The sequence below is a fragment of the Schaalia odontolytica genome, from assembly GCF_009730335.1.
Lineage (GTDB): Bacteria > Actinomycetota > Actinomycetes > Actinomycetales > Actinomycetaceae > Pauljensenia > Pauljensenia dentiphila.
Genome location: NZ_CP046315.1, coordinates 2,228,872 through 2,253,803 on the forward strand (window position 1 = coordinate 2,228,872; position 24,932 = coordinate 2,253,803).

The 24,932-nt window shown below is 66.4% G+C and carries 21 protein-coding genes; 2 read left to right on the plus strand and 19 right to left on the minus strand.

The genetic code is table 11. The features are described from left to right. Positions 1 to 2: 2 nt before the first annotated feature. The 18 genes from FOC40_RS09740 to FOC40_RS09825 form a co-directional block, all read right to left on the minus strand. Positions 3 to 1,550 (minus strand): complex I subunit 4 family protein, encoded by a 1,548-nt coding sequence (locus FOC40_RS09740; protein ID WP_004565600.1) that lies wholly within the window; start codon positions 1,548 to 1,550, stop codon positions 3 to 5. Between the two features lie 25 nt (positions 1,551 to 1,575). Next, the gene (gene nuoL, locus FOC40_RS09745; protein ID WP_004565599.1) at positions 1,576 to 3,552 is read right to left on the minus strand and encodes an NADH-quinone oxidoreductase subunit L; all 1,977 of its coding nucleotides are present in this window, start codon (positions 3,550 to 3,552) and stop codon (positions 1,576 to 1,578) included. 15 nt (positions 3,553 to 3,567) lie between these two features. Beyond that, positions 3,568 to 3,867 (minus strand): NADH-quinone oxidoreductase subunit NuoK, encoded by a 300-nt coding sequence (gene nuoK / locus FOC40_RS09750; protein ID WP_003792247.1) that lies wholly within the window; start codon positions 3,865 to 3,867, stop codon positions 3,568 to 3,570. Then, on the minus strand, positions 3,864 to 4,841 hold the full coding sequence (locus FOC40_RS09755) for an NADH-quinone oxidoreductase subunit J (protein WP_004565598.1): 978 nt from the start codon (positions 4,839 to 4,841) through the stop codon (positions 3,864 to 3,866). Before FOC40_RS09755 ends, nuoK begins: the two co-directional genes overlap by 4 nt. Continuing rightward, on the minus strand, positions 4,841 to 5,491 hold the full coding sequence (gene nuoI, locus FOC40_RS09760) for an NADH-quinone oxidoreductase subunit NuoI (protein ID WP_004565597.1): 651 nt from the start codon (positions 5,489 to 5,491) through the stop codon (positions 4,841 to 4,843). Before nuoI ends, FOC40_RS09755 begins: the two co-directional genes overlap by 1 nt. Beyond that, positions 5,484 to 6,812, minus strand: a complete 1,329-nt coding sequence (nuoH, locus tag FOC40_RS09765; protein WP_004565596.1) for an NADH-quinone oxidoreductase subunit NuoH — start codon at positions 6,810 to 6,812, stop codon at positions 5,484 to 5,486. The genes nuoI and nuoH overlap by 8 nt, the downstream gene beginning before the upstream one ends. Further along, on the minus strand, positions 6,809 to 9,370 hold the full coding sequence (locus FOC40_RS09770) for an NADH-quinone oxidoreductase subunit G (RefSeq protein WP_155844143.1): 2,562 nt from the start codon (positions 9,368 to 9,370) through the stop codon (positions 6,809 to 6,811). Before FOC40_RS09770 ends, nuoH begins: the two co-directional genes overlap by 4 nt. Further along, on the minus strand, positions 9,367 to 10,671 hold the full coding sequence (gene nuoF / locus FOC40_RS09775) for an NADH-quinone oxidoreductase subunit NuoF (protein WP_004565593.1): 1,305 nt from the start codon (positions 10,669 to 10,671) through the stop codon (positions 9,367 to 9,369). The genes FOC40_RS09770 and nuoF overlap by 4 nt, the downstream gene beginning before the upstream one ends. After that, entirely contained in the window at positions 10,668 to 11,378 is a 711-nt protein-coding gene (gene nuoE / locus FOC40_RS09780) for an NADH-quinone oxidoreductase subunit NuoE (protein ID WP_004565592.1), read from the minus strand. Before nuoE ends, nuoF begins: the two co-directional genes overlap by 4 nt. After that, entirely contained in the window at positions 11,375 to 12,721 is a 1,347-nt protein-coding gene (locus FOC40_RS09785; protein ID WP_004565591.1) for an NADH-quinone oxidoreductase subunit D, read from the minus strand. The genes nuoE and FOC40_RS09785 overlap by 4 nt, the downstream gene beginning before the upstream one ends. Further along, on the minus strand, positions 12,721 to 13,458 hold the full coding sequence (locus FOC40_RS09790) for an NADH-quinone oxidoreductase subunit C (protein WP_004565590.1): 738 nt from the start codon (positions 13,456 to 13,458) through the stop codon (positions 12,721 to 12,723). Before FOC40_RS09790 ends, FOC40_RS09785 begins: the two co-directional genes overlap by 1 nt. Then, positions 13,455 to 14,009, minus strand: coding sequence for an NADH-quinone oxidoreductase subunit B (locus FOC40_RS09795; protein ID WP_003792236.1), 555 nt, complete (start codon positions 14,007 to 14,009; stop codon positions 13,455 to 13,457). The genes FOC40_RS09790 and FOC40_RS09795 overlap by 4 nt, the downstream gene beginning before the upstream one ends. 22 nt (positions 14,010 to 14,031) lie before the next feature. Continuing rightward, complete coding sequence (locus FOC40_RS09800; protein WP_003792234.1) at positions 14,032 to 14,391, minus strand: NADH-quinone oxidoreductase subunit A; 360 nt, start codon at positions 14,389 to 14,391, stop codon at positions 14,032 to 14,034. 28 nt (positions 14,392 to 14,419) lie between these two features. After that, positions 14,420 to 15,688, minus strand: coding sequence for a geranylgeranyl reductase family protein (locus FOC40_RS09805; RefSeq protein WP_004565589.1), 1,269 nt, complete (start codon positions 15,686 to 15,688; stop codon positions 14,420 to 14,422). A gap of 317 nt (positions 15,689 to 16,005) precedes the next feature. After that, the gene (locus FOC40_RS09810; protein WP_004565587.1) at positions 16,006 to 17,502 is read right to left on the minus strand and encodes a glycoside hydrolase family 36 protein; all 1,497 of its coding nucleotides are present in this window, start codon (positions 17,500 to 17,502) and stop codon (positions 16,006 to 16,008) included. A gap of 109 nt (positions 17,503 to 17,611) precedes the next feature. After that, entirely contained in the window at positions 17,612 to 18,970 is a 1,359-nt protein-coding gene (locus FOC40_RS09815) for an ABC transporter substrate-binding protein (protein WP_003792229.1), read from the minus strand. Positions 18,971 to 19,003: 33 nt separating this feature from the next. Beyond that, on the minus strand, positions 19,004 to 19,882 hold the full coding sequence (locus FOC40_RS09820; RefSeq protein ID WP_003792228.1) for a carbohydrate ABC transporter permease: 879 nt from the start codon (positions 19,880 to 19,882) through the stop codon (positions 19,004 to 19,006). 10 nt (positions 19,883 to 19,892) lie between these two features. Beyond that, positions 19,893 to 20,756, minus strand: a complete 864-nt coding sequence (locus tag FOC40_RS09825) for a carbohydrate ABC transporter permease (RefSeq protein WP_003792226.1) — start codon at positions 20,754 to 20,756, stop codon at positions 19,893 to 19,895. Between the two features lie 297 nt (positions 20,757 to 21,053). Here FOC40_RS09825 and FOC40_RS09830 point away from each other — a divergent pair, with 297 nt between their 5' ends. Both FOC40_RS09830 and FOC40_RS09835 read left to right on the plus strand, forming a co-directional pair. Continuing rightward, entirely contained in the window at positions 21,054 to 22,739 is a 1,686-nt protein-coding gene (locus FOC40_RS09830; RefSeq protein WP_003792220.1) for a DUF4832 domain-containing protein, read from the plus strand. Between the two features lie 96 nt (positions 22,740 to 22,835). Next, positions 22,836 to 23,996 carry an ROK family transcriptional regulator gene (locus tag FOC40_RS09835; protein WP_004565586.1) on the plus strand — a complete coding sequence of 387 codons (1,161 nt, stop codon included), beginning with the start codon at positions 22,836 to 22,838 and terminating at the stop codon, positions 23,994 to 23,996. A gap of 55 nt (positions 23,997 to 24,051) precedes the next feature. On the opposite strand, the gene FOC40_RS09840 is transcribed toward FOC40_RS09835, so the two are convergent. Then, entirely contained in the window at positions 24,052 to 24,900 is an 849-nt protein-coding gene (locus FOC40_RS09840) for a class II fructose-bisphosphate aldolase (protein ID WP_003792218.1), read from the minus strand. Positions 24,901 to 24,932 lie beyond the last annotated feature (32 nt).

A 24,932-nucleotide genomic window follows, 5' to 3' on the forward strand; every position in this document is an offset into this window, starting at 1 on the left:
GTTCACTGTGCGCTCCCTTCAGCGGCGGCCGGGACCTGCGAGTTGGTCAGGTCGAGGTCTGAAGCAACCGGGGTCAGGGCGCTCACGAGAGGCGCCGACCAGATACCAAGGATGAGCATCGCGGCCACGAGCGGCACCATGACGCCGCGTTCACGCGTCGCCAGGTCAGCCAGCTCCTCCTTGCCCTTGCCCGGCGCGCCGGTGAAGACACGCTGGTAGGGCATGAGCACGTAGAGGGCGGCGATGACGACGCCGAGAACCGCGAAGAGCGCCAGCGGACCGCTGAGCGACCAGGTGCCCATGAGCACGAGGTACTCGGGGACGAAGCCGGACAGGCCGGGCAGCGCGATGGACGCGAGGCCGGACACGAGCCACAGGCCCGCGAGGACCGGCGTCACGCGCTGCATGCCCACGTACTCGCGCATGTCCTGCGTGCCACCGCGGCGCGACAGCCATCCGGAGAGCAGGAACATCGCGGCGATCGAGACACCGTGGGCGACCATGTAGAACATGGCTCCAACGAGGGCGATCTGCGAGCCGATAAAAATGCCCAGGACCATAAAGCCAAAGTGCGACACCGAGGTGTAGGACACGAGGCGCATGATGTCGTTCTGACCGTTCGCCGCCAGGCCGCCCCACAGGATGGAGATGACGGCGAGCACGCACATGACCCACTTCGCGGAGACGGCCGCGCCGGGGGTCAGCTGCAGGCACAGGGCGATCATGCCGAAGGTGCCGATCTTGTCCAGGACGCCGACGAGCAGCACCGAGGTGCCGGGGCGGGCGACGGCGGCCGTGTCGGGCAGCCACGTGTGCACCGGGACCATGGGAGCCTTGATCGCGAAGGCGACCATGAAGGTCACGAAGACGACCATCTGAATGGCGAGCGGGGCGCTCGGCAGGATGTGAGCGAGCGTATCGATACGGAAGAACGTCGACACGTCCTGCAACGCCTGCGAACCCTTCGCCCACAGGTAGAGGATGCCACCGAGCATCACCAGTCCACCGAACAGCGAGTACAGCAGGAACTTCATGGCGGCCTTGTGACGCGCGGCCTCGTCACCGACGCCGTAGCGTCCGATCATGAGGTAGAGCGGCACGAGCATCGCCTCGAAGGCGAAGTAGAAGACCGTCAGATCGTAGGCCGCGAAGATGACGACCATGAACGCCTGGAGGGCCAGGACGAGCGCCGGGTAGGCGCCGCGGTCCGCGGCATCGTCCTCGTCCCAACCCGCAATCAGCACGAGCGGCACGAGGCCGATCGCCAGGAGGATCATGACGAGGCCCAGCGCGGTGACGCCGAGGGACCAGGTGATGCCGATCTGGGGGATCCACAGGTGGGACTCGTACACCTGGTACGAGGCCGGGGCGGACCAGTCGAACACGGAGGCGGCCACGTACACGCCGAGCGCGAGTTCGACGAGGGAGACCACCAGGACGACGACGCGCCCGGCGGCGCGCCTCAGGGGCGGGACGAAGCCGAGGAGGGCCGCGCCCGCAGCCGGAACGGCCACGAGGACGGACAGCCACGGGAAGTTAGCAGCAATCATTGCACTTTCCATTGTCGTGTACCCCTTACAGCCTGAATCCGAGGACGATGGCCAGGGCGAGGATGACGCCACCCAGGATGTAGGCGGCGTACGTGCGCACGAGGCCGTTCTGGGTGATGCCGACGATGCGTCCGAGCAGCTGCGAGCCGGCGCCGAGGCCGTTCAGTGCACCGTCGATGGCGCTCGCATCGCCGACGGTCGCGACGGTGACGAGGCCCTTGGCGGGCATCATGAACAGGGTCTCGTTGACGGTGTCCTGGTAGAGGTCGCGGCGTGCGGCCTCGGTCAGGGCGTTGCCTGCGGGGACGGAGGTGGGAACCTCGTCGCGTCCGTACTTCATCCACGCGACAGCCGCGCCGAGGATGACGAGGGCGAGGGTGGCTCCCTGAATGACGTACTCGTTAAGGACGGGGTCGCCGTGCGTGACGTAACCGATCGAGGGGACCAGCCACTCGGTGAAGATGTTCCCCACGGAGAGGGCGCCACCGAGGGCGACCGCGCCGATGGCGAGGATGATCATCGGGATCGTCATGAGGGGGCCGGACTCGTGCGGGTGCACGGGCGCGCCCTCGGCCTCGGTGGTCCAGCGGGCCTTGCCGTGGAACGTCATGAAGAAGAGGCGCGACATGTAGAACGCGGTGATGCCCGCACCGATCATCGCGATGGGACCGTAGACCCAGCCAGCCCACAGAGCAGTGTTACCGCCGAAGCTGTCGGCGCTGAAGGCGGCCTCGATGATCTTGTCCTTCGACCAGTAGCCGGAGAACGGAGGAACGCCGAGGATGGCGAGCCAACCCATCATGAACGTCAGCCACGTGACCTTCATGGCGCCGCGCAGGGCGCCGAAGCGACGCATGTTCACCTGGTCGCCCATGCCGTGCATGACGGAACCGGCACCGAGGAACATGAGGGCCTTGAAGAAGCCGTGGGTGAAGAGGTGGAAGATCGAGAACGCCCAGCCGATGGGGCCCAGGCCCGCACCCAGCATCATGTAGCCGATCTGGCTCATGGTGGAGGCGGCGAGGACCTTCTTCATGTCGTCCTTCGCGCAACCGACGATCGCGCCGAAGAGGAGCGTGATCGCGCCGATGATGGCGACGGCGGTCGCCGCGATGGGGGCGGCCATGAAGACATCGCCGGAACGGACGATCAGGTAGACGCCGGCGGTGACCATCGTGGCCGCGTGAATGAGCGCGGAGACGGGGGTCGGGCCAGCCATGGCGTCGCCCAGCCACGCCTGCAGCGGGAACTGAGCGGACTTACCACAGGCGGCAACGAGCAGGAAGATGCCGATGACGGTCGCAGACGCCGTGGGGATCGAGCCGACCATGGCGGAGACCTCGGAGAAGGACACCGAGTGGAAGGACGCAACCATCGCCATCATGGCGATCAGCATGCCCATGTCACCGACACGGTTCATAACGAACGCCTTCTTGGCTGCGACCGCGTATGCGGGCACGTGGTTCCAGAAGCCGATCAACAGATACGACGCCAGGCCCACGCCTTCCCAACCGGCGAAGAGGCCGGCGTAGGAGTCCGCAAGCACCAGGGTCAGCATCGCCGCGATGAAGAAGTTCAGGTAGGCGAAGAAACGGCGGCGGGCCGCGTCGTGCTCCATGTAGGCAATCGCGTACACGTGGATGAGCGAACCGACGAAGGTCACCAGGATGACGAACGTGATCGACAGCGGGTCCACGAGGAGACCGAAGTCGACGGTGAAGTCACCGGCGGGGATCCAGGTGAACAGCGTCTGGCCGAAGCGGCGCGCCTCCACGGGGGCGTTCCACATCTGGGCGGCGATCAGCGCGCCGACCACGAAGGTGGACCAGGAGGCGAGGGTTGCCAGCAGGTGGCCCCACTTGTCCGAGGCGCGGCCCAGCAGCAGGAGCAGGCCTGCGCTGGCCAGCGGGATGAGAATGAGCAGCCACGCGTAGGCAGCGGCTCCGGTGGGCGCGACCGTATCGTAGACGGTGAGAGTCTGCGGGGAAATGAAGGTGGTCATGAGTTACGTCCTCCTTCAGTTCTTCAGCAGATTGAGATCGTCCATACTCGTGGTCGAGCGCGAACGATAGATGGACACGATGATCGATAGGCCGACGACAACTTCGGCGGCCGCGACGACCATGACAAAGAACGCCATGATCTCGCCGTCAACGTTGGAGTTAATGCGCGCAAACGTCACGAGGACGAGGTTCGCGGCGTTGAGCATCATTTCGACGCCCATGAGCGCGATGACCGCGCTGCGGCGCACGAGGACCGTGGTCGCACCGATGGCGAACAGCACACCCGCAAGGATGAGGTACCAGGCGAGGCTCACTTGCTCTCCTCCTTCTTCTCAATGGGGGTGGTGGTGCGCGCCTTGCGGGCCCGGGGCTGAGCCAGACCGGTGGGCGCGTCCGCGCCGGGCATGCCGAAGGCGCTGGAGCGGGGGACGTCGGGCGTGCGCCCGATGGTGTAGGGCGACTCGTCGATCGCGTCGGTCGCCGCGGTCTCGGTGCGCGCGAGGGCGAGCTGCTCGGAGACCTCCGGGGTGACCTCGCCGATCGTGCGGGTGAGGCCACGCACGCGCAGGACTCGTGGCACCGACTCCTCGACCGGGCCGAGGGTCTCGCCGGAGACGGCGGGCACGTCGGCCGCGTTCGACTGGGCGTAGACACCGGGGGCGGGCAGCTGGCCGATGCGAGCGCCCTTCTCGGCGAACGCGCGCATCTTGTTGCGGGCCGTCTCGAACTGGTCGGCCTTCGGGGTGAGGCGATCAGAGTGGGTCAGCAGCATCGCGCCGACGGCGGCCGTGATCAGCAGGCCGCCGGCAAGCTCCATGCTCAGCCAGTGCTCCTGGAACAGCGTGATCGCCAGGTCGGTGATCGGCTGGTTGGAGTAGGGGTCAACCTCAACGGGCTTGTGCGGGGCGGGCACAGCCTTGAGGATCGCAGTCGTGACGATGACGATCAGGCCGAGGCCACCGAGCACCGCCGCGACGATCGCGCCCCGGCTCTGGCGGGCGTAGTCGTCGGAGGTGCCGATGCCGATCAGCATGATGACGAAGAGGAACAGCATCATGATCGCGCCGGTGTACACGACGATCTGCGCGACGCCCAGGAAGGGGGCGCTATTCGCGATGTACAGGACTGCCAGGCCGAGCATGACGCCGACCATGCAGATGACCGAGTGCGCGGCCTTCTTGAAGAAGAGGACACCCAGAGCGCAGGCGACCATGAGGATGGCCGTGCATGCGAAGAGGATGATCTCCCCCGTTGACCCCATCATGGGCCAACCGTTGGACAGGTTCATCAGTGTGCCTCCTCGGCGACTCGTACCGTCTTGAGGGAGGGGTCGTCGGGGCGGCGGCTCGCGACCCAGTCAACCTGGGCGGCGGTGGGGCCGGTGACTTCCCCGCGGTAGTAGTCGATGTCGTTCTTACCCTCGACCATGGGGTGGGGCGCTGCGAGCATGCCATCGGAGAGCGGGACCAGGAGGTCTTCCTTCTCGTAGATGTCGTCCTCCCGGGTGTACTTGGCGATTTCGAAGTCGTTCGTCATCGTCAGGGCGCGCGTGGGGCACGCCTCAATGCACATGCCGCAGAAGATGCAGCGCAGGTAGTTGATCTGGTAGACGCGGCCGTAACGCTCGCCCGCAGAATACTGCTCCTCGGGCGTGTTCGAGGCGGCCTCGACGAAGATCGCGTCGGCGGGGCACGCCCAGGCGCACAGCTCGCAGCCGACGCACTTTTCCAGGCCGTCGTCGTAGCGGTTGAGCTGGTGACGACCGTGGAAGCGGGGCATGACGCGCGCGGGTTCGCGCGGGTACTGCTCGGTGACGGTGGGCCGGAAGAAGGAAGCCATGGTGACTCCATAGCCGGCCATGGGCGCGACGAACTGGGCGAACGCACCCTTGGGGTCATGCTCGAAGAGCATTTCCTCGTCGGTGGTCTTCTCACTCATCGGTGGACTCCTTCGGGCTGTCGATTGCCGCGGCCGGGGCCAGCTCGCCCTCAATGGTGGCGAGGCCTCGCGGCGAGGCAACGGGGGTCTGTCCGGGCAGCGGCGGAACGGGGAATCCGTCCTCGAAGCCGGTGTATTCGCGCTCGGAGGCGGGGATCTCCTCGGGCTCGGACTTGTCGGTGAGCCAGATGATCGCGAGGGCAATCAGGAAGAGGACGCCGACGCCACCGAAGAGGACGTGGTTGGGCAGCTGCACGAACTGGGTGATGCCACGCACCAGGGCGACGAGCACGAGCCAACCCAGGGCGATGGGCATAAGGCGCTTCCAGCCGAGGTTCATGAACTGGTCGTAGCGGAAGCGCAACAGCGTGGCGCGCGTCCAGATCATCAGGAACATGAAGAACCAGATCTTGAGGAAGAACCAGAGCATGCCCCACCAGCCGGAGTTGAGGAACTCAACGTGGGACAGCGGCCACGGGGCGTGCCATCCGCCGAAGAACATCGTGGTGGCCACGGCCGAGACGTTGAGCATATTGACGTACTCGGACAGGTAGTACCAGCCGAACTTCATCGACGAGTACTCGGTCATGTGACCGGCGACGATCTCGCCTTCGGCCTCGGGAAGGTCGAAGGGAAGACGGTTGACTTCACCGACGGCGCTGATGCAGTAGATGACGAACGCAGGGAACAGGGTGAATGCCCACCAGAACTGCCCCTGGGCTGCGACGATCTGCGAGGTGGACATGGAGCCCGACATGAGGAACACACTCACGAGGGACAGGCCCATGGCCAGTTCGTAGGAGATGACCTGCGCGGAGGAACGCACGGCGCCGTACAGCGGCAGGGTCGAGCGAGTCGACCAGCCACCCAGGACGATGCCGTACAGGCCCAGCGACGCGATCGCCAGGATGTACAGGGAGGCGACGGGCATGTCGGCCAGCTGCAGCGGCGTGGAGTGGCCGAAGATCTTCACGTTCGGGCCCATCGGGATAACCGCGTAGACGCTGAACGCAGCGAACGCCGCGATCGCGGGGGCCAGGAAGTACAGGAACCTCTCAGCCCGACGGGTCCACATATCCTCCTTGAAAAGGAGCTTGCCTGCGTCGGCGAACGCCTGGAACAGGCCGAGGGGGCCCGCGACGTTCGGGCCGGGACGCGTCTGCATGCGGCCGAGGCCTCGGCGCTCGACCCACAGGGCGAGCAGCACGTTGGCGATCAGGAACACGATGATGAACACAGCCTTGATGAGGCTGAGCCACCAGGTTTCCTGGCTAAAGTCCGCGGCGGTGTACTCCGGGACTGCGAAGGGTGCGAGTGTCATCGTGCCACCTCCTGCGTGGCGCGCAGGGTTGCGACGGTGCCGGCACCGCCGAGGTTTTCGTGAATAACGGAGCCGGTCGAACACTCGGGAACCCACGCGACGGAGTCGGGCAGGTCCGCGATCGCGGCCGGGAGGGTGATCGTTCCGCGCTCGGTTTCGAGCGTCGCGTCGGCGCCGGGGGCAATGCCAGCGGCGGCCAGCGTCGCGGCCGAGGCCAGAAGGACGGGGCGGCGGGCCGAACCGGCCAGCCACGGGGCGCCATCCTGGAGACGACCAGCGTCGATCATCGGCTTGTGGGAGGCCAGAACAACCTGACCCTTACCGGCTGCAGCGGGAGCCTGCGCCGACACCGACGTGAACTCCTGCGGGGCGCCGTCCCACTCCATGAGGGGGTTGACTTCCTCGTAGAGGTCGGCCAGGGCGGTGATGCCCAGGTCGAGGTCGAATTCCTCGGTGAGGCGCACGAGCACGTCGCGGTCCGTGAGGGACGTCGCCGAGCGGGCCTGGCCGAAGGGGCGCAGGCGGCCCTCCCAGTTAATGTAGGTGCCGTTCTTCTCGACCGCGGGAGCGACCGGCAGGACGACGTCCGCGCGGTCGGTGATCTCCGAGGCGCGAACCTCAAGCGACACGAGGAAGGGAACCTCTTCGAGGGCTTCGCGCACGGCGGCGGGCTCGTCGAAGTCGCGGACGTCAACGCCGCCGACGACCAGAGCCTGGAGCTCACCGGAGGCAGCGGCCTCGATCATCTGCTCGGCGTCGAGGCCACGGCCGGGAAGCTCGCCCCAACCCAGGGACTGCGCGCCGGCCTCGTCAAGGCCACGGCCGAAGGGAAGCAGACCCGGAAGGAGGCCCGCCTCGATGGCGGCGCGGTCACCCGCGCGGCGCGGGACCCACGCGAGGCGGGCGCCCGTGCGCTCGGCAAGAGCGACGACGGAGGAGAGCAGGCCGGGGGTCTGCGCGGCGCGCTCGCCCACGAGGATGATGCCGCCCGACAGCGCCTCGGCCACGTCGGCGTAGGCACCGCCTGCCGCGATCGCGTCCACGACGCCCGGCTCGGAGCCGGGGGCGGCGTGCAGGAGGCGAGCCTTCATCTTGCGCGAACCCGCGGAGGTGAAGGGCGCGACGGTCGCGACCTTCAGGCCCGACTTACGCGTGGCCTTACGCAGGCGCAGGAACATGGCGCCACACTCGTCCTCGGGCTCGAGGGCGACCAGCAGCACCTGGCCGGCGCTCTCCAGGTCCGCGTACGTGGTCTCGAGGCCGGAGCCCGCCACGTAGGAGGCCAGGAAGGAACGCTCTTCTTCGCTGGAGCGACGCGAACGGAAGTCGATCGAGTCGGAGCCCACGACGGTGCGCGCGAACTTCGACCATGCCCAGGCATCCTCGAAGGTGAGGTGGCCGCCGGGCAGGAAGCCCACGGACGAACCCGCCTGCTCGAGGCCCGCACGGACGCGGTCAAGCGCGTCGGACCACGAGGTGGGAACCAGCTTGCCGTCCTCGCGCACGAGCGGGGTGGTCAGGCGATCGACCTTGTCCCATTCGAAGGCGAAGCGATCCTTGTCGGTGATCCACTCTTCGTTGACCTCGGGGTCGTTGCCGCTCATGCGACGCACGACCTCACCGCGGCGCACGTCCTGGCGGATCGCGGAGCCCGACGCGTCGTGCTCTGTCACGGACGCCGTCGACACGAGATCGAAGGGACGCGCGCGGAAGCGGTAGGACGCTGCGGTCAGGGCACCGACCGGGCAGATCTGGATGATGTTGCCCGAGAAGTAGGACGCGAAGGCTCGGCCCGACACGTCGCGCTCGGCGACGGAAACCTCACCCTCGTTGATCGAACCGACGATCGCATCCGTGCCGTACGGGGACGACAGGGACGAGGTCGAGGCCTCCTTGGCCTTCGGATCGAAGAAGTCGAGCGTGGTCGAGTCGAAGCCGCCGACCTGCTCGCCCATGAAGTAGTGGTGCTCCGTGGGGGCGGTGCCGCCGCCACGACCCTGCAGGTCCATGAACACATCGCCCGAGATCTCCTTGCCGAAGCGCACGCAGCGCTGGCACAGGATGCAGCGCTCGCGATCCAGCAGGATCTGAGAGGTCAGGCGCAGCGGCTTCTTGAACGTGCGCTTGGCGTCGGTGAAGCGGGACTTGCCGCGACCCTCCGTCAGTGCCTGGTTCTGCAGGGGGCACTCGCCGCCCTTGTCACAGACCGGGCAGTCCAGCGGGTGGTTGATGAGCAGGAACTCCATGACGCCGCGCTGAGCGCGGTCGATCACCTCGGAGGTGTGCTGGGTCTTGACGACCATGCCCGGGGTGACGGTCTGCGCACACGAGGGCTGGGGCTTGGGCATGAAGCGCAGCTCGCCCGTGTTGCGGTCGGGCATGCCGACCTCCACGAGGCACTGGCGGCATGCGGCCACCGGGGCCAGCAGCGGGTGGTCACAGAAACGCGGGATCCGGATGCCGGCCTGCTCGGCCGCGCGGATCACGAGCGTGCCCTGGGGGACAGAAACCTGAACGTCGTCGATGGTGACGTCGATCATGTTGGGTGCGTCGCTCATCGGCCACCTCCTCGCGCGTAGTTAGCGGACACCTCGTAGGGGAAAAGCTCGCGGGCGGGTGTGGTGAGGCCGGCCTCGAACTCGTCGCGGAAGCGCTTGATGCCCGACATGATCGGGGTTGCTGCGGCGTCGCCGAGCGGGCAGAAGCTACGGCCCGCGATGTTGTGTGCGATCTCGTCGAGCAGGTCGACGTCGCCGGGGCGGCCCTCGCCTCGCTCGAGACGCAGCATGATTTGCTTCATCCAGTAGGTGCCTTCGCGACAGGGCGTGCACTTACCGCAGGACTCGTGCTGGTAGAACTCGGACCAGCGGGTGATGACGCGGACGACCGAGACAGTCTCGTCGAACACCTGAAGGGCACGCGTACCCAGCATCGAACCGGCCGCACCCACGGACTCGTAGTCGAGGAGCGTGTCCAGCTCGTCTTCGGTGAAGATCGGGGTGGAGGAGCCGCCGGGGGTCCAGAACTTCAGCTTGTGGCCGTCGCGGATGCCGCCCGCCATCTCGATGAGTTCGCGCATCGTGATACCGAAGGGAGCCTCGAACTGGCCGGGGTTGTTCACGTGACCCGACACGGAGAAGATGCCGTGGCCCTTGGACTTTTCGGTGCCCATCGAGGCGAACCACTTGGGCGAGTTGCGGAAGATACCCGCCACCTGAGCGATGGTCTCGACGTTGTTGACGACCGTGGGACGGGCGTACAGACCGGCGACCGCGGGGAACGGGGGCTTGAGGCGCGGGTGGCCTCGGCGTCCCTCGAGGGAGTCCAGCAGAGCCGTCTCCTCACCGCAGATGTAGGCGCCGGCGCCCGCGTGAGCGGTGATGCGCAGGTCGCCGAGCACGCCGGCCTCGGTCGCCTCGCGCACGGCCTCCAGCAGGCGGCGGTACACGTGGGTGACCTCGCCGCGCAGGTAGACGAACGCGTGGTCGCAGCCGATGGCGCGCGACGTGATCGCGATGCCCTCAATGAGGACGTGCGGGTTGCCCATGATGAGCGGGATGTCCTTGCAGGTGCCCGGCTCGGACTCGTCGGCATTCACCACGAGGTAGCGGGGGCCACCGTCGGCCGGGGGCAGGAAGGACCACTTGAGGCCGGACGGGAAGCCTGCGCCACCACGGCCTCGCAGACCGGAGTCCTTGACGGCCTGCACGATGTCGGCGGGCTCCATGGTGCGGGCCTTTTCGAGGCCCTGGTAGCCTCCGCGGCTCCGGTAGGAGTCCAGCGTCCAGGAACGCTCCTCTCCCCACCCGTTGGTGAGGATCGGGGTCAGCGGTCCGGGCGCAACGTATGCGGTGCTCACTTCGCATCTTCTCCCTTCGTGTCAGTGGCCTCGTCGGCGACCTCGACGGCAACCGGCTCAGTCCAGCCGTTCGCTGCGGCGATCTCGCGGCCCAGCAGGGTGGCGCGACCCGCGGAAGGGCCTTCGTTCTCGTGGCCGTCCAGGAAGCCGGCCAGGACGCGCTCGTTCTCCTTGAACGTGGGGGCCACGATGGGGCCGCGCGTCGGGTGGATATCGCGGCCGGCCTGGATATCATCGATCATCGCCAGCGCCGACTCGGGGCTCTGGTTGTCGAAGAATTCCCAGTTGACCATGACGACGGGCGCGTAATCGCACGCCGCGTTGCACTCGATGCGCTCGAGCGTGATCTTGCCGTCTTCGCTGGTCTCGTCGCTTCCGACGCCGACCTTCTCGGAGACCTTTTCCCAGATCTCGTCGCCGCCCATGACGGCGCACAGCGCGTTCGTACACACGCCCACCAGGTACTCACCGGTGGGGTGACGCTTGTACTGCGTGTAGAAGGTCGCGACGGCGCTGATCTCTGCGCGGGGCAGGTCCAGCGTGGCCGAGATGAAGTCGATGCCGTCCGGGCTGACGTAGCCGTCGACGGACTGGATCAGGTGCAGCATCGGCAGCAGCGCAGAGCGCGAGTGACCGTCCGGGTAGCGGGCGATGATCTGCGCGGCATCCGCCTGCAGGCGTGCCAGGGTGTCGGGTGTGTAGCTCATCGGTCAACGCCTCCGAGAACGGGGTCGATAGCGGCCAGTGCGACGACCACGTCAGCCAGCTGGCCGCCCTCGGTCATCATGGCCAGCGCTTGCAGGTTGGCGTAGGAGGGGTCGCGGAAGTGCGCACGGAACGGGCGCGTGCCACCGTCGGAGACGAGGTGAACGCCCAGGATGCCCTTCGCGTGCTCGACGGTCTGGTAGACCTGGCCGGCGGGCACGTGGAAGCCCTCCGTGACGAGCTTGAAGTGGTGGATGAGGGACTCCATGGACTCCCCCATGATTTCGCGGACGTGCTCGGCCGAGTTGCCCTGGCCGTCGGTGCCGACCGCCAGGCGCGCGGGCCAGGCGATTTCGGGGTCGGCGACCATGGTGGGCGCGCCCTCGCACTGGTCCAGCTTGGCGAGAACCTGCCAGATGATGCGCATCGACTCGTAGCACTCGTCGAAGCGAATCATCGTGCGGTTGTAGACGTCCGACTTGTCGCGGGTGGGAACGTCAAACTCGAAGTTCTCGTAGCCGCAGTAGGGCTGGCTCTTGCGCAGGTCCAGGGGCAGGCCGGCGGCGCGCACGCCGGGGCCGGTGGTGCCGAGGGCCATGAGACCGCTCAGCGGCATGACGGCCACGTCGCACAGACGCTTCTTGAAGATCGGGTTCTCCACGAGGATGTCCTGGAGCTCGCCGATGTCCTTGCGGGCGCGGCGCAGGCGGTCGCGGATGTAGTCCGCGGTGCCCTCGCCGATGTCCTGCACGACGCCGCCGGGGCGGATGTACTCGTGGTTCATGCGCAGGCCGGTGATGCGCTCGAAGATGCGCAGGATTTCCTCGCGGGCGCGGAAGCCGATCGTCATGATCGTCGTGGCGCCCATTTCGTTACCGGTCGAACCGATGGCGACCAGGTGCGAGGCGATGCGGCACAGCTCCATCATGAGGATGCGGATCAGGGAGGCGCGCTCGGGAATGTCCTCTTCGATGCCGAGGAGCTTCTCGACGCCGAGGCAGTACGCGGCCTCCTGGAAGAAGGGAGCGACGTAGTCCATGCGCGTGCAGTATGCGACGCCCTGGGCCCACGTGCGGTACTCCATGTTCTTCTCGATGCCGGTGTGCAGGTAGCCGGTGTCGACGCGGGTCTCGCGGACCTTCTCGCCGTCGAGCTCGAGGATCAGACGCAGAACGCCGTGGGTCGCGGGGTGAACCGGACCCAGGTTGACGACGATGCGCTCGGAGGTGATGGCCTCGATCTCGTGCAGGACGTCGTCCCAGTCGCCGCCCTGGGTGAGGACCTCGGGGATGTCCTCGATGGGCAGGTCGGTCGCGCCGGCGGGCGCGTGGAAGGCGGTGGTCATCAGTTCACACTCCTACGAACGTCGGCGGAGGCAGTGACGGCTCCCTTGAATTCGACGGGGATGCCGCCCAGCGGGTAGTCCTTGCGCTGGGGGTGTCCGACCCAGTCGTCGGGCATCGCGGTGCGCGTGAGCGAGGGGTGCCCGGTGAAGACGATGCCGATGAGATCCCAGGTCTCGCGCTCCTGCCAGTCGTTTCCGGGGTAGACGGAGACGATGGAGGGGATGCGGGGGTCCTCGTCGGGGCACGTGACCTCGAGGCGGATCATGCGGTTGTGCGTGATCGAGTACAGGGGGTAGATGGCGTGCAGCTCGCGCCCCTTGTCGAGGGGGTAGTGCGCGCCGTTGGTCCCCAGGCACATTTCGAAGCGCAGGTCCGCGTCGTCGCGCAGGTACTTGGCGACGCGCGCGATGTGCTCGCGGGCGATGAAGATGCCGAGCTGTCCGCGGTCGACGGTCACCTTTTCGATGACGTCGGCGACGTCGAGGCCATCGGCGGCGATGAGCTCTTCGAGGACGTCAACGACCTGGTCGAACCAGCCGCCGTAGGGGCGGGAGGCCTCGCCGGGCAGGAAGGAGTCGGAGACCAGTCCGGAGAAGCCGGAGGTGGAGGAGTCGGTGCCCGCGCCGAAGAGGCCCTCGCGGTGGGCGATGGGCTCGGGGAGGGCGAAACCGCGCTGCGACGAGGCCTGGGTGACCTCGGCGGGCGTGTTGTCCTCGGGGATGGAAAGGTCACTCATGCGAGGAGTCCCTTCATCTGGTGGGTGGGGGTCGCCTCGAGGGCGGCCTGCTCGGCGCGGCGCGCGATCTCGCGGCGGTGGACGCCGAGGGGTTCCTTGCCGATCTGCTCACGCAGGACGAGGACCGCGTGGATGAGGGCCTCGGGGCGGGGCGGGCAGCCGGGCAGGTAGACGTCGACGGGGACGATGTGGTCGCAGCCCTGGACGACGGCGTAGTTGTTGAAGACGCCGCCGGAGGACGCGCACGCACCCATGGAGATGACCCACTTGGGTTCGGGCATCGAGTCGTAGACGCGGCGGATGATGGGCGCCATCTTGTGCGACACACGGCCAGACACGATCATCATGTCGGCGTGACGCGGCGAGGCACGGAATACCTCGAGGCCGAAGCGCGCCATGTCGAAACGGGGGGTACCGGCGGCCATCATCTCGATGGCGCAGCACGCCAGACCCATGGTGACGGGCCACTGGCTGTACTTGCGTGCGAGCCCGAGGACTTTTTCTACGCTGGTGAGCGCGATACCCGCGGGCAAGGATTCTTCAAGTCCCACTTGTCTTTTCCTTACTTATATCTCAGTAGTCCAGGCCGCCGCGTCGCCATTCGTAGGCGTAGGGGACGCAGAGGGTGACCAGGAAGCTCATCATGACGACCAGTCCGAACAGGCCCAGCTGGTTGAAGCTGACGGCCCACGGGTACATGAACACAACTTCGATGTCGAAGATGATGAACGTCATGGCGACCAGGTAGTAGCGCACCGGGAAGCGACCCTCGGTGAGGTGAGCGCTGGTCGGCTGGATACCGCACTCGTAGTTGTCGGCCTTGGTCTTGGACTTCTTGGTGGGGCCCAGGATCGCGGAGGCGACCAGGCCTCCGAAGGCTAGTACGAGGGCAGCTGCCGACATGATGAGCAGCGGCACGTAGGGATTCGTCATCGTTCCTCCCGGTTATCGGTGGTGGTGGTCATGCGGGGCGCACCACCTTGGTCAGCATTGTGATGAGTTGGTCGTCGAAGTCGCCCCCGGTCCTCTCGTACCCGTCCGACAGGAGTTTGTGGACGAGCGTCATGAGGCGCGGAATGGGCAGCCCGACGTTCGTGCAGGTGCGCATGACTGTCGGGTTTTCGATGAGCGCGACGAAGATGCGGCCCAGCTGGTAGTAGCCGCCGTATTCGTCGCGAAGCATGTGCGGGTACTCGCTCATGGCGCGGTCGATGCCGGCGCGGTGGGAGCGGGACAGGGCCTGCGCGATGCACGAGGCCGCGTAGCGTCCGGCCTTCATGGCCGGGGCGATGCCTTCGCCGTTGTAGGGGGAGACCATGCCGCCGGCGTCGCCCACGAGGACGAGGCCCTGGGTGTAGTGAGGCTTGCGGTTGAAGCTCATGGGCAGGGCGGCGGAGCGAAGCTGACCAATCTGGTTCTCAGGGGTAAAGCCCCATTCTTCGGGCAGGTTCGCGGTCCAGGTCTTGAAGACCTCGCGGTAGGGCAGGTTGGTGGCGCCGGCGCGCGAGGCGACGGAGCCGAGGCCGACGTTGACGATGCCGTCGCCCATGGGGAAGATCCAGCCGTAGCCGGGCAGCAGGTCGGAGGCGCCGGGGGTGCCGCTCCACAGTTCGAGGTGGGATTCCATCCATTCCTCGTCGCCGCGGGGGCTGTGGAAGTAGGCGCGTGCGGCCACGCCCATGGGGCGGTTCATCTTCTTTTCGAGGCCGAGGCTGGTGGCCAGTCGGGCGGCCACTCCCCCGGCGTCGACGGTGATGGAGGCGCGCACCGAGGTGGTGGTGGCGCTCTTGCCGCGCCCGCTCTTGGCCTGCACGCCGACGACGCGGCCGGAGCCGTCCTGAATGGCGCCGATGACGGTGACGCCCTCGTAGAGGCGGGCCCCGGCTTCGACGGCGCGCCGGGCGAGCGCGTGGTCGAGGTCCATGCGGGCGCGGGTCATGCCGTAGCCGGGCAGGGACTTCTGATCGGGCCAATCCATGTGAACGGTGTGGCCGCCGCCGATGACGGTCAGGCCGCGGTTTCGCATCCAGCCGGTGGTGTCCACGCCCATGGCGATGAGCTCGTGGACGGCGGCCGGGGTGAGCCCGTCGCCGCAGATTTTGTCGCGCGGGAACGGGCTTTTCTCCAGGAGGACGACATCGAGACCTGCTCTGGCCAGGTGGTAGGCGGTGGAGGACCCGCCAGGGCCTGCGCCGACGACGACAACGTCAGCGCTCATGTCGCTAGGCATGGTGGATGCCACGGCATTCCTCCGTCATGTGGTGCGCGGGTGCATCCGCGCGAGTGTGCAAGGTGGATGAAGTGTGCACATCACTTCATTCCGCACGCAACCCTAGCCAGGTAACCCTCAGTCGGCGACCGAGCGTACTTTTTCCCACCGTTTCAACGAACGAGGCCGGGACCAGGCTCGCCCACAGCACCCATTTGCGCAACGAATCTCTGTCGTAAATGGTGGCTCCGGCCTCGTCGATGAGGCGACACCACACAGCGAAAGGCGCCAGGACCGACCAGCCCTGGCGCCACACGCATAAGACTCCTACTGCCCGACTACGACACCGGGTAGCAGTGTTCGGGTTCTTCGAGGCCGGGGGCGAAGTCCACATCCCGCCCATCGAGGCGGAAACGCGTGCGCCCAACGACCTCGACGGTCTCGCGTCGAGCGAGCCACTGGGCCACCTCGGAGCGCTCCTGCTCTGTCAGCCACTCGAGCGGGTCGGAGGAGGACTTGAAGCCGGCGACCGCGGCGACATCCTGCAGCCAGGAGATTTCCCGATCTCCCAGCAGGTTCTTCATGTGCCGGAAGAAGACAACGTCGGGATCGCAGTCGATGAGGGGACGCAGCCACAGGCGAGCGACGGACGTCATGAAGGCGTTGCGCGCTTCAGCATCGGAGCGGTCCTCCGTCGCGTAGTTTTTCCAGATCGGCGCCACGTCGCAGCCGACGCGGATGCCGTCATAGATGCCGATCGAGGGGATGATGAGTGCGCCCGAACCGAGCAGGTAGACGTCATCCCCCAGAGCCTCTCGCAACAGTCGCGAACCGATGACGTAGGCGTCATCTCCCGTCACATCGGCCTCGTAGCGCACGCCGTCGATGGCGGCGGCGTTAACAAAATCGGCCTTCACGTAGCCGATGCCCGCGTCGACGAGGGATCGCGCGAGGTCACGCAGGTATTCCTGAGCGAGCGGGTGAGTCGTGTCAAGTGCGTAGTAGGGGCCTCCCCAGTTGTAGCCGGCGATGGCGAGCTCCCCCGAGGGGGCGTGCACGAAGGCTTCGGGATGCTCGGTGAGGAAGGGCGTGCCCGGCCGCGCGATGAAGGGGGCCACCCACACGCCCGGGGTCACCCCGAGCGCGGCGATGTCCGAGGCGCGCGCACCCAGGTCCTCGCCGAACTTCTCGTTGGCGCGCCAGTCGCCCACGCCCTTCTGCCAGCCGTCGTCGATCTGCAGCGTGTCGAAGCCCAGCTGCGCGAGCCCAGGCAGCTGGCCCAACAGGACGTCCCATGAGACCTTTTCGTAGTAGGAGTACCACGAGCACCACACCCGGGGAGCGCGCCCGGGAGTGCGAGCACGATCGCTCAGGAAACGCACGTAGGCGTCGAAGATCGAGGCTTCGCTCCCCCACGCGAGGAGCCAGAGGGCGGGGCGACTCTCATCGAACGCGGCCAGATGATCCTCGTCGGCGCGCACGCGGGGGTGGCCACCCTCGAGGGCTCCGACGAGGACGCCGCTGCCGTCCACCTCGTCGACGACGGAGCCCATCCAGGACCCGTGGTGGCGGACCGTATCGTCGGCCGCCGGATCGTCTGCGGTCGCCCGACGCTCGTCGGTGGGGATGCGCAGCGGGGGACCCGCTAGGTCGTTCCATCCGGAGGGCGACCAGGAGTTGTGCCCGCTGCGGTAGAACTGGCCATCCGCGCAGCCGTGGAGGACCGCTAGGCGCGAGGAGCGGATGAGAGCGTACCCCTCCCCTCTCTCGACGAGCGTCGCATCGGGGGATGCGCACGCAACTCCGGTGGGCAGAGGAATGGTGAGTCGATCCATGGGAGGCTCCTGGGAACACGGCGATTCGCCGATGCGGGCAGTGGTGAGGGGGTGGGAGGGAAAATGCTCGGGCCCGGCGCGCGTCGCTCGCACGCCGGGCCGCTCGCGATTACTTGAGCAGGGCGTTGGCCTTGTCGTTGGCTTCCTGCAGGGTCGAGGCGGGGTCTGCTCCGGTGGCGATCGCCTGGATCGCGTCCTGGATGAGGGCGTTCACCTCGTCACCGTGCGCGAAGACGGGCACCGGGAAGGTTTCCTTGTTGTCCACGACGGTCGTGAATGCGCTGTTGTCCTGGCCCTGAGCCTCGCGAGCCTTGAGGGCCGCTTCGGTGGCCTTGGTGACGGCCGGGAAGATGACACCGGACTCGCCGACCTTCATCTGGCACTGCTCGGAGGCCATGTAAGCGATCCACTGGAAGGACTCCTCGGGGTGCTTAGTTCCGCTCCAAACGACGTCGTGCAGGCCGTTCATCGCGGAGCGGCGACCGGCGGGGCCGGTGGGAAGCGGCGCGTAGGCGAACTTCTTCTTGGCGTCGGGGCCGAGGTAGACGGAGGTCGTGAAGGAACCGACGATCGTCGAGGCGGCGTTACCGTTGTTCATCACGGCGTCGGTACCCAGGGACGAGGTCTTGTCGAACTTGGGCGCGTAGCCCTTGTCAATCAGGCCCTTGATCCACGCGACCGTGTCCACGAGGGACTTGTCGCCGAAGTTGAACTTCGTGGGGTTGACGGAACGGTCGCCGTAGGTGAAGCCGTTCGCGGCCGCGAGCTCACCCCAGCCGTTCTGGCCGATTGCTCCGTCGGACCACTCGGGGTGGTAGCCGTAGCGCACGACGTTGTTCTTATCGAACTCGGGGTCGAGGCCGTTGTGGCCGTTGGCGTCCAGGGTCGTCTTCGCGATGAACTGCTCGAAGGTGCCACCGTCCGTGGGGTTCCACGTCAGGGCCGCCATGTCCTCCTTGGTGTAGCCGGCCTCGGCTGCGACCTCCGTGTCGTAGAGCAGGCCCATCGTGTCCCAGTCCTTGGGCAGGCCGTAGCGCTTGCCCTCGTACTTGGACAGGTCAGCCAGTCCGGGCTGGTAGATCGAGTCATCGATTCCAGCCTTGTTGGCCGCTTCGGTGATGTCCATGATCTGGCCCGAGTCGATGAACTGCAGCATGCGGGTGGAGTGATCGACGAAGGTGTCGGGCGCGTTCGAGGCGGCGAGCTGGGTGGTGAGGGTATCCCAGTACTGGCCCCACGCAGTCTGGGTGATCTTCACCGTAATGTTGGGGTTGGCGGCATGGAAGTCGTCGGCACACTGCTGGTAGAGCGGAGCCTGGCGGTCATCCCACAGCCAGTAGTTGATGGTGACGCCGCTGTCTGCGGAGGATTCACCACCACCGGTTGCAGCGGTGTTCGCGTTGCAGGCGGCCAGGGGCAGCGCCATCGCTGCGGAGAGGAAAACGCCAAGGGCGACTCGTGTCTTCATGGTTGTTCTTTCGGTTGGGCACCCGAAGGTGCATTACTTGATTCCGGAGAAGTTCAGGGACTCAACGAGCTTGCGTCCCATGAGGATGAGGAGGATGAGGACGGGAATGACGGAGAGGGTGGACCCCGCCATCAGGCCCGTCCAGTCGGGAGCACGGTTGGGAGACTGCTGCTGGAAGATCCCGAGTGCGACGGTGAGCAGCTGGGCCCCCTCGCGCCCCGTGAGCAGCGGCCAGAGGAAGTCTTTCCACATGCCGATGATGGTGATGAGGGTCATCGTCATGACGGGGCCTGCCGACATTGGGATGGTGATCTTGAAGAAGCGGGAGACGGGTCCCAGACCGTCGATCATGGCGGCCTCTTCGACTTCACGCGGCAGGGAGAGGAAGAACTGGCGCAGGAAGAAGATGGAGAAGGGGGCCATGAAGAGAGCGGGGAGCATCATGCCCTGCATGGTGTTGAGCCAGCCGAGCTGCTTGATGAGCACGTAGTTGGGCAGCAGGGAGAAGATGCCGGGCACCATAAGCGCGCCAATGACGCACCCGAAGAGCAGGTTCTTACCGGGGAAGCGCAGACGCGCGAAGGCGTAGGCCGCACACGCGGCGAAGAAGGTCTGGATGATCGCGATGCCTCCCGCGTAGATGAGGGAGTTGGTCGTCGCGATCGCAAAGTTGATCGTCGCCCCGCTGCCGCCGGCCGCCTGAGCTTCTTCGACGGAGACGAGGCCGAGGATGCGCTTGAAGTTGATGAGCGTGGGGTGCGAGGGCCACAGCTGCGTCGATTCGGCGATGAGGTCGGCTTGGGGAGTCATGGCCGTGCGGATCATCCAGTAGAACGGGAAGACGGTGCACAGGATGGCGACCCCGAGGATCACCCAGGCAACGATGCGCTGAGGGAGGGCTGTGCGATTCATGATGAGCTCCTTATGCCAGATCAGAGGAACCGGCACGCATGAGGCGCAGCTGGATCGCGGTGAAGATGGCCAGAACGAGCACCAGCAGCATGGCGACGGCTGACGCGTAGCCCATCTTCAGGAATGTGAAGCCCTGCTGGTAGATGTAGTAGTAGATGACTCGGACGGCGGGGATGGGGTGCCCGGCGTATCCGATTTGGACGGTGTCGAAGATCTGGAAGCTTCCGATGAGTCCCATGACCAACACGAGGACGAGGACGGGGCGCAGCAGGGGCAGCGTGATGCTGAAGAACATGCGCGTTTCTCCCGCGCCGTCCAGCGCTGCACTTTCGTAGAGCTCGCCGGGGATTTGGAGCATGCCCGCATACAGGAGCAGCGCGGTGTACCCGGTGTAGGCCCAGATGTTGATACCGGCGACGATCGGCATGGCGGCGTGGGCGTTGTAGAAGGTCACCCCGTCGATGCCGACGTAGCTCAGCAGGTGCGTCACGTATCCGATGTTGGAGTCGAGGAGCCAGCCCCAGATCAGGGCGATCGCGACGTTGGGCACCAGCCAAGGAAGCAGCAGCAACGAGCGCACCCAGGTCGATCGGGCGAAGCGCTGCATGAGAGCGGCGAGCAGGAGTCCCAGGAACGTCTGCCCGATGATGTTGTAGAGGGCGTAGGCGATGGTCACCGCGAAGGCGTTCCAGACTTCCTTATCCCCGATTGCTTTCGCGTAGTTGTCGAGGCCGACGTAGTGGGCGTCCCCGATCAGGTTGAAGTCGGTGAAGGAATACCACAGGCCTCGCAGGGCAGGGTAGACGTAGAAGACGAAGAAGCCGACGAAGGTGGGAATGAGGAAGATAGCGGCGGCGACTCGGTCGTCGCGCACACGCTTTTTCCCCTCGCCAGACTTCTCGCCGAAACGCGAGCTGGCGACACCCGCACGCTTGCGGGCCGAGGCCTTGGAACCGCTTGTAGTTCCTGCTAGGTCGGGAGCAACTCCGCCCCCTTTTGTAAGTGTTGTACTCGTCATCGAGAACACCTCCAGTGATGCGACACGTAATTATAAAACAGCTCTAACAAACTTTGTCAAGACCGTTGACAAAGTTGCTGCTCACGTGCTTCACTGTGTGCACTGCGACACTTTAGTGTGTCGCGTGTCCCAGCACCGAAAGGAGTCTCAACGATGAGACGTTTCCCCCGTTTCGCCGTGGCATTGGCGGCCACGGCAGGCCTGACATGCGCGGCCCTGCCGGCCTCGGCGACAGAGAATGACACCGTCAAATGGACGGCGCTCGAAGCGGCCGACGCGCCGATCGCCAACCCCCTCAAGGGCTTCTTCCCATTCGCACCGGAGGACGGCTCCGCCCCCAAGGCCGTCGACGGCGCACTCTCCTACACGATGGAGTGGGCATACTTCCCCGTCAACGCGGTCGTGACCGGGCGCGACACCTACGACTTCACGAAGGTCGACGCGCTCCTCGACGCCATCGCCGCTCGAGGCGATCAGTCGGCAATCCGCTTCTATCTCGACTACCCCACGCGCCCCACCGGCGTCCCCCAGTACCTCATCGACGCGGGCATCGACACGTCGCGCAGCTACACGGTTTTCGACAACAACAACATCTCCTTCTCCCCCGACTACAACGACCCGGCGGTCCAGGAGATGCTCCTGCACTTCGTGGACGCCCTGGGCAAGAAGTACGACGGCGACCCCCGCATCGGCTACATCACCGCGGGGCTCATCGGATTCTGGGGAGAGGACCACACGTGGCCGATGAACGGCGAGAAGAGCGCCGATAACCCCAAGGGCGAGAACTGGATGCCTTCGGACGAGTTCCGGGCCAGCCTGGTCGCCGCGTGGGACAAGGCCTTCGATAAGACCTTCGTGCAGTATCGACTGCCCACGTCTGCGACGAAGGAACACCACATGGGTTACCACGACGACTCCTTCGCGTATTCCACGCTGGATAACGTCGACTGGCACTTCATGTCCCACATGAAGAACCAGAACGAGACGGACGCGTGGCAAAGCGCCCCGATCGGCGGCGAGGTCTACCCGCCGCTGCAGACATGCATTTTCTCCCAGCCCCTCAACTGCGCGGGAGCCGAGGCCGAGCGCGCCCAGGGCCGCAACTTTGACATGATGGGTTCGATCAAGGCCACGCACGCCACCTGGCTCATCAACGAGAAGGCATTCACGGTTGGATACCAGGGCGATGACATGAAGCGCGCCGAGGAGGCGAACGCCGCAATGGGCTACACCCTCCAGGCGACGAAGGCCGCGGCCTCCATCACCGGCAATGACGCCACCGTCTCCGTCGAGATCGCGAATACCGGCGTCGCACCCTTCTACGCGTCCTGGCCGATCGAGGTGTCCCTGGTTGACGGCGTCGGCTCCACGGTCGCCAGCCAGATCGTCGAATCCCCGCTGCCGTCGATCACTCCCGGGACCACCGGCACGGTCACGGCGCACGTCACCGTCCCCGCAGCCCGGGGCGGAGCTCGCGCGGTGGCCGATGAACTGACCGCGACGATCCGCGTCGTCAACCCGCTGCCGAACGGCGCTCCCGTCCTCTTCGCCAACCGCGACATGAACACGATGCTGCCCGGAGCCCTCACACTGACGGCCGTCCAGCGCATGGATGCGACCAACGCTCCCAGCCCGACGCCGCAGGAAACGGCCGCACCGAGTGATCCGGCCTCGTCACCCGCGCCGAGCAGCGCCCCCGCGGCCGCGAGCGCACCGCAGGCGACGCAGCCCACCACCTCGCTGGCTCGCACCGGCACGAACGCGTTGGCTTCTCTCGTCTGCATCGCGGCGATGGCCGGAGCCGGAACGTTCCTCTACAGGCGCGCTCACAGGCGCTGACCTGCGCACATGCCCCCGGGGTAGGTTCCAAACGGGCACAAAAGGGCCTACCCTGGGGGTGTTATCCCGTCGACATCTACGAGGTTAGGAGGACCCATGAGCGCCACGCACGGCCCCGACCGCATTCGTGAGCTCAATTCCCTCGCGATTCTCGACTATCTACGCAGCGTCGACGAGGCCACGGTGAGCCAGATTGCTCAGGAGACCGGACTGTCGCGCACGTCGGTGGGCGCAACGATCGCCGACTGCGAGGAACTCGGCTGGGTAGCATCGCTGCCCCCGGCTCCCTCGATCACCGGGCGTCCGGCGAAGCGCTATCGTTTCCAGTCCGAGGCCGGGGTGGTCGTCGGTCTGGACATCGGCGCGAACCACATTGACGTGATGGCAACGAACCTTATCGGCGCCTCGCTCGCTTCGGCGCGAGCTGACGTGTCTCCGGACGAGCCGGCGCCTCAGCGCTTAGGCGCGGCGCTCGCCCTCCTCGACTCCATCCTGGAGGGCCAGGGCGTCGTGCGCGAGCGCCTGACCGTCATCTCCGTTGCGCTCACGGGTCCCGTCGATGCCGAGGGACGTTCCCCCTACGGCACTCCCCTGCCCGGGTGGGATTCGGTCGATATTTCCCGGGAGCTGCGCGACCGTTATGGCTGCGCGGTCTTCGTCGAGAACGACTGTAAGTGCGCCCTCGCGGCCGAGGCCTGGACCGGCCAGGCGCAGGACCTGTCATCCGCCGCGTACATCATGGCGGGCGCGCGTATCGGCGCGTCTTTCATGATCGATGGGACGGTGTGCCGGGGCGCGGGAGGGGCTGCCGGCGAGGTCGGCGCCCTGAAGGCGCTGAAGTGGAGTTCCACTCCGGCAGTGTTCCTCACGCACTCGCGCCTGCCAGCCGACATCGCGACGCACCGGGCCGCCCAGTGGGTGTGCGATCAGGCGCGCGAGGGGGACCGCGAGGCTATCAAGATCGCGCGCTCCTTTGGTCGCAACCTGGCCGTCGGCGCCTCCGCTCTGGTCCTCACGGTCGACCCGGAGGCCCTCATCGTAGGCGGCGGCATTTCGGCCTCCGCCGATGTGTGGATGGATGCTTTCACGCAGCGCCTCACGGAGCTGGTCCTGCGAGTCCCGGATGTGCGCACGTCCAACCTGGGGTCCCAGGCCGTCGTCCTCGGAGCCGTGCGCCGAGGCCTCAACCACATCGAGGCTCTCACGCTCGGGGATACGCTGAGAGGACCTCAGGTACTCTTCGACGAGCAGCACTGACATCGACGCGAAAGGCGGGTGGCCACCGGGCCACCCGCCTTTCTGATGCATTGCGTCAGGCGACTGCGCACCATGGGGCGTAGAGCTCCATGAGGCGGCGCACCTCGTCGCGGACGATTCCGGTTGCGGGGCCGACGTACTTGCGCGGGTCAACCAGGCCTGGATCGTGCAGCAAGATGTCGCGGATGCGGCTGGTGAACACGACGTTGAGGTGGGTGGAGACGTTGATTTTTGTCATTCCCGCGTTGATCGCGGCGACCATTCCGTCGTCGGGCACGCCGGAGGAGCCGTGCAGGACGAGGGGGACGGGGACGGCACGCTTGATGGCGGCGATAAGCTCGGTGTCCAGGACCGCGTCTCGCGTGGCCATGGCGTGGGAGGAGCCGACGGCAACGGCCAGGAGGTCGACACCCGTGTCGGCGACGAACTGGGCGGCATCCTCGGGCTTCGTGCGCGCCTTGGGATCGTGGACGCCGTTCTTTCCTCCGACTTCCCCGAGCTCAGCCTCAACGCTTACCCCCGAGGCGTGAGCCATCTCGACCATCGCCGCGGTCGTCGCCCGGTTGACGTCATCGGGCAGGACGGAGCCGTCGTACATGATTGAGGTGAAGCCCAGGTCGACGGCTGCGCGGCACAGGTCGGTCGATTCGGCGTGGTCCAGGTGGACGGAGACGGGGACGGTGGCCTCGGAGGCGAGTTCGATGAGCGCCCGTCCGATCGGTGCGAGTCGGCCTCCGTGGTACGCCACAGCGTTTTGCGAGAGCTGGAGGACCAGGGGCAGCTGCGCCTCCTGTGCCGCGTCGATGAACGCCTCGGCGTGGTCCAGCAGAACGACGTTGAAGGCTGCCAGACCCTGCCCTCGCTGCGCTGCGTCGCGGGCGAGTTCTGCGGTATCTGCGAGCATTATTCGCTCCTTTCGTTGGTCTGAAAATGGTG

Excerpts from the sequence above, each read along its gene's own strand:
- FOC40_RS09740 (WP_004565600.1), bottom strand. The coding sequence starts at position 1,550 with ATGATTGCTGCTAACTTCCCGTGGCTGTCCGTCCTCGTGGCCGTTCCG.
- nuoL (WP_004565599.1), bottom strand. The coding sequence starts at position 3,552 with ATGACCACCTTCATTTCCCCGCAGACTCTCACCGTCTACGATACGGTC.
- FOC40_RS09755 (WP_004565598.1), bottom strand. The coding sequence starts at position 4,841 with ATGAACCTGTCCAACGGTTGGCCCATGATGGGGTCAACGGGGGAGATC.
- nuoI (WP_004565597.1), bottom strand. The coding sequence starts at position 5,491 with ATGAGTGAGAAGACCACCGACGAGGAAATGCTCTTCGAGCATGACCCC.
- nuoH (WP_004565596.1), bottom strand. The coding sequence starts at position 6,812 with ATGACACTCGCACCCTTCGCAGTCCCGGAGTACACCGCCGCGGACTTT.
- FOC40_RS09770 (WP_155844143.1), bottom strand. The coding sequence starts at position 9,370 with ATGAGCGACGCACCCAACATGATCGACGTCACCATCGACGACGTTCAG.
- nuoE (WP_004565592.1), bottom strand. The coding sequence starts at position 11,378 with ATGAGCTACACACCCGACACCCTGGCACGCCTGCAGGCGGATGCCGCG.
- FOC40_RS09785 (WP_004565591.1), bottom strand. The coding sequence starts at position 12,721 with ATGACCACCGCCTTCCACGCGCCCGCCGGCGCGACCGACCTGCCCATC.
- FOC40_RS09790 (WP_004565590.1), bottom strand. The coding sequence starts at position 13,458 with ATGAGTGACCTTTCCATCCCCGAGGACAACACGCCCGCCGAGGTCACC.
- FOC40_RS09800 (WP_003792234.1), bottom strand. The coding sequence starts at position 14,391 with ATGACGAATCCCTACGTGCCGCTGCTCATCATGTCGGCAGCTGCCCTC.
- FOC40_RS09805 (WP_004565589.1), bottom strand. The coding sequence starts at position 15,688 with ATGCCTAGCGACATGAGCGCTGACGTTGTCGTCGTCGGCGCAGGCCCT.
- FOC40_RS09810 (WP_004565587.1), bottom strand. The coding sequence starts at position 17,502 with ATGGATCGACTCACCATTCCTCTGCCCACCGGAGTTGCGTGCGCATCC.
- FOC40_RS09815 (WP_003792229.1), bottom strand. The coding sequence starts at position 18,970 with ATGAAGACACGAGTCGCCCTTGGCGTTTTCCTCTCCGCAGCGATGGCG.
- FOC40_RS09820 (WP_003792228.1), bottom strand. The coding sequence starts at position 19,882 with ATGAATCGCACAGCCCTCCCTCAGCGCATCGTTGCCTGGGTGATCCTC.
- FOC40_RS09830 (WP_003792220.1), top strand. The coding sequence starts at position 21,054 with ATGAGACGTTTCCCCCGTTTCGCCGTGGCATTGGCGGCCACGGCAGGC.
- FOC40_RS09835 (WP_004565586.1), top strand. The coding sequence starts at position 22,836 with ATGAGCGCCACGCACGGCCCCGACCGCATTCGTGAGCTCAATTCCCTC.
- FOC40_RS09840 (WP_003792218.1), bottom strand. The coding sequence starts at position 24,900 with ATGCTCGCAGATACCGCAGAACTCGCCCGCGACGCAGCGCAGCGAGGG.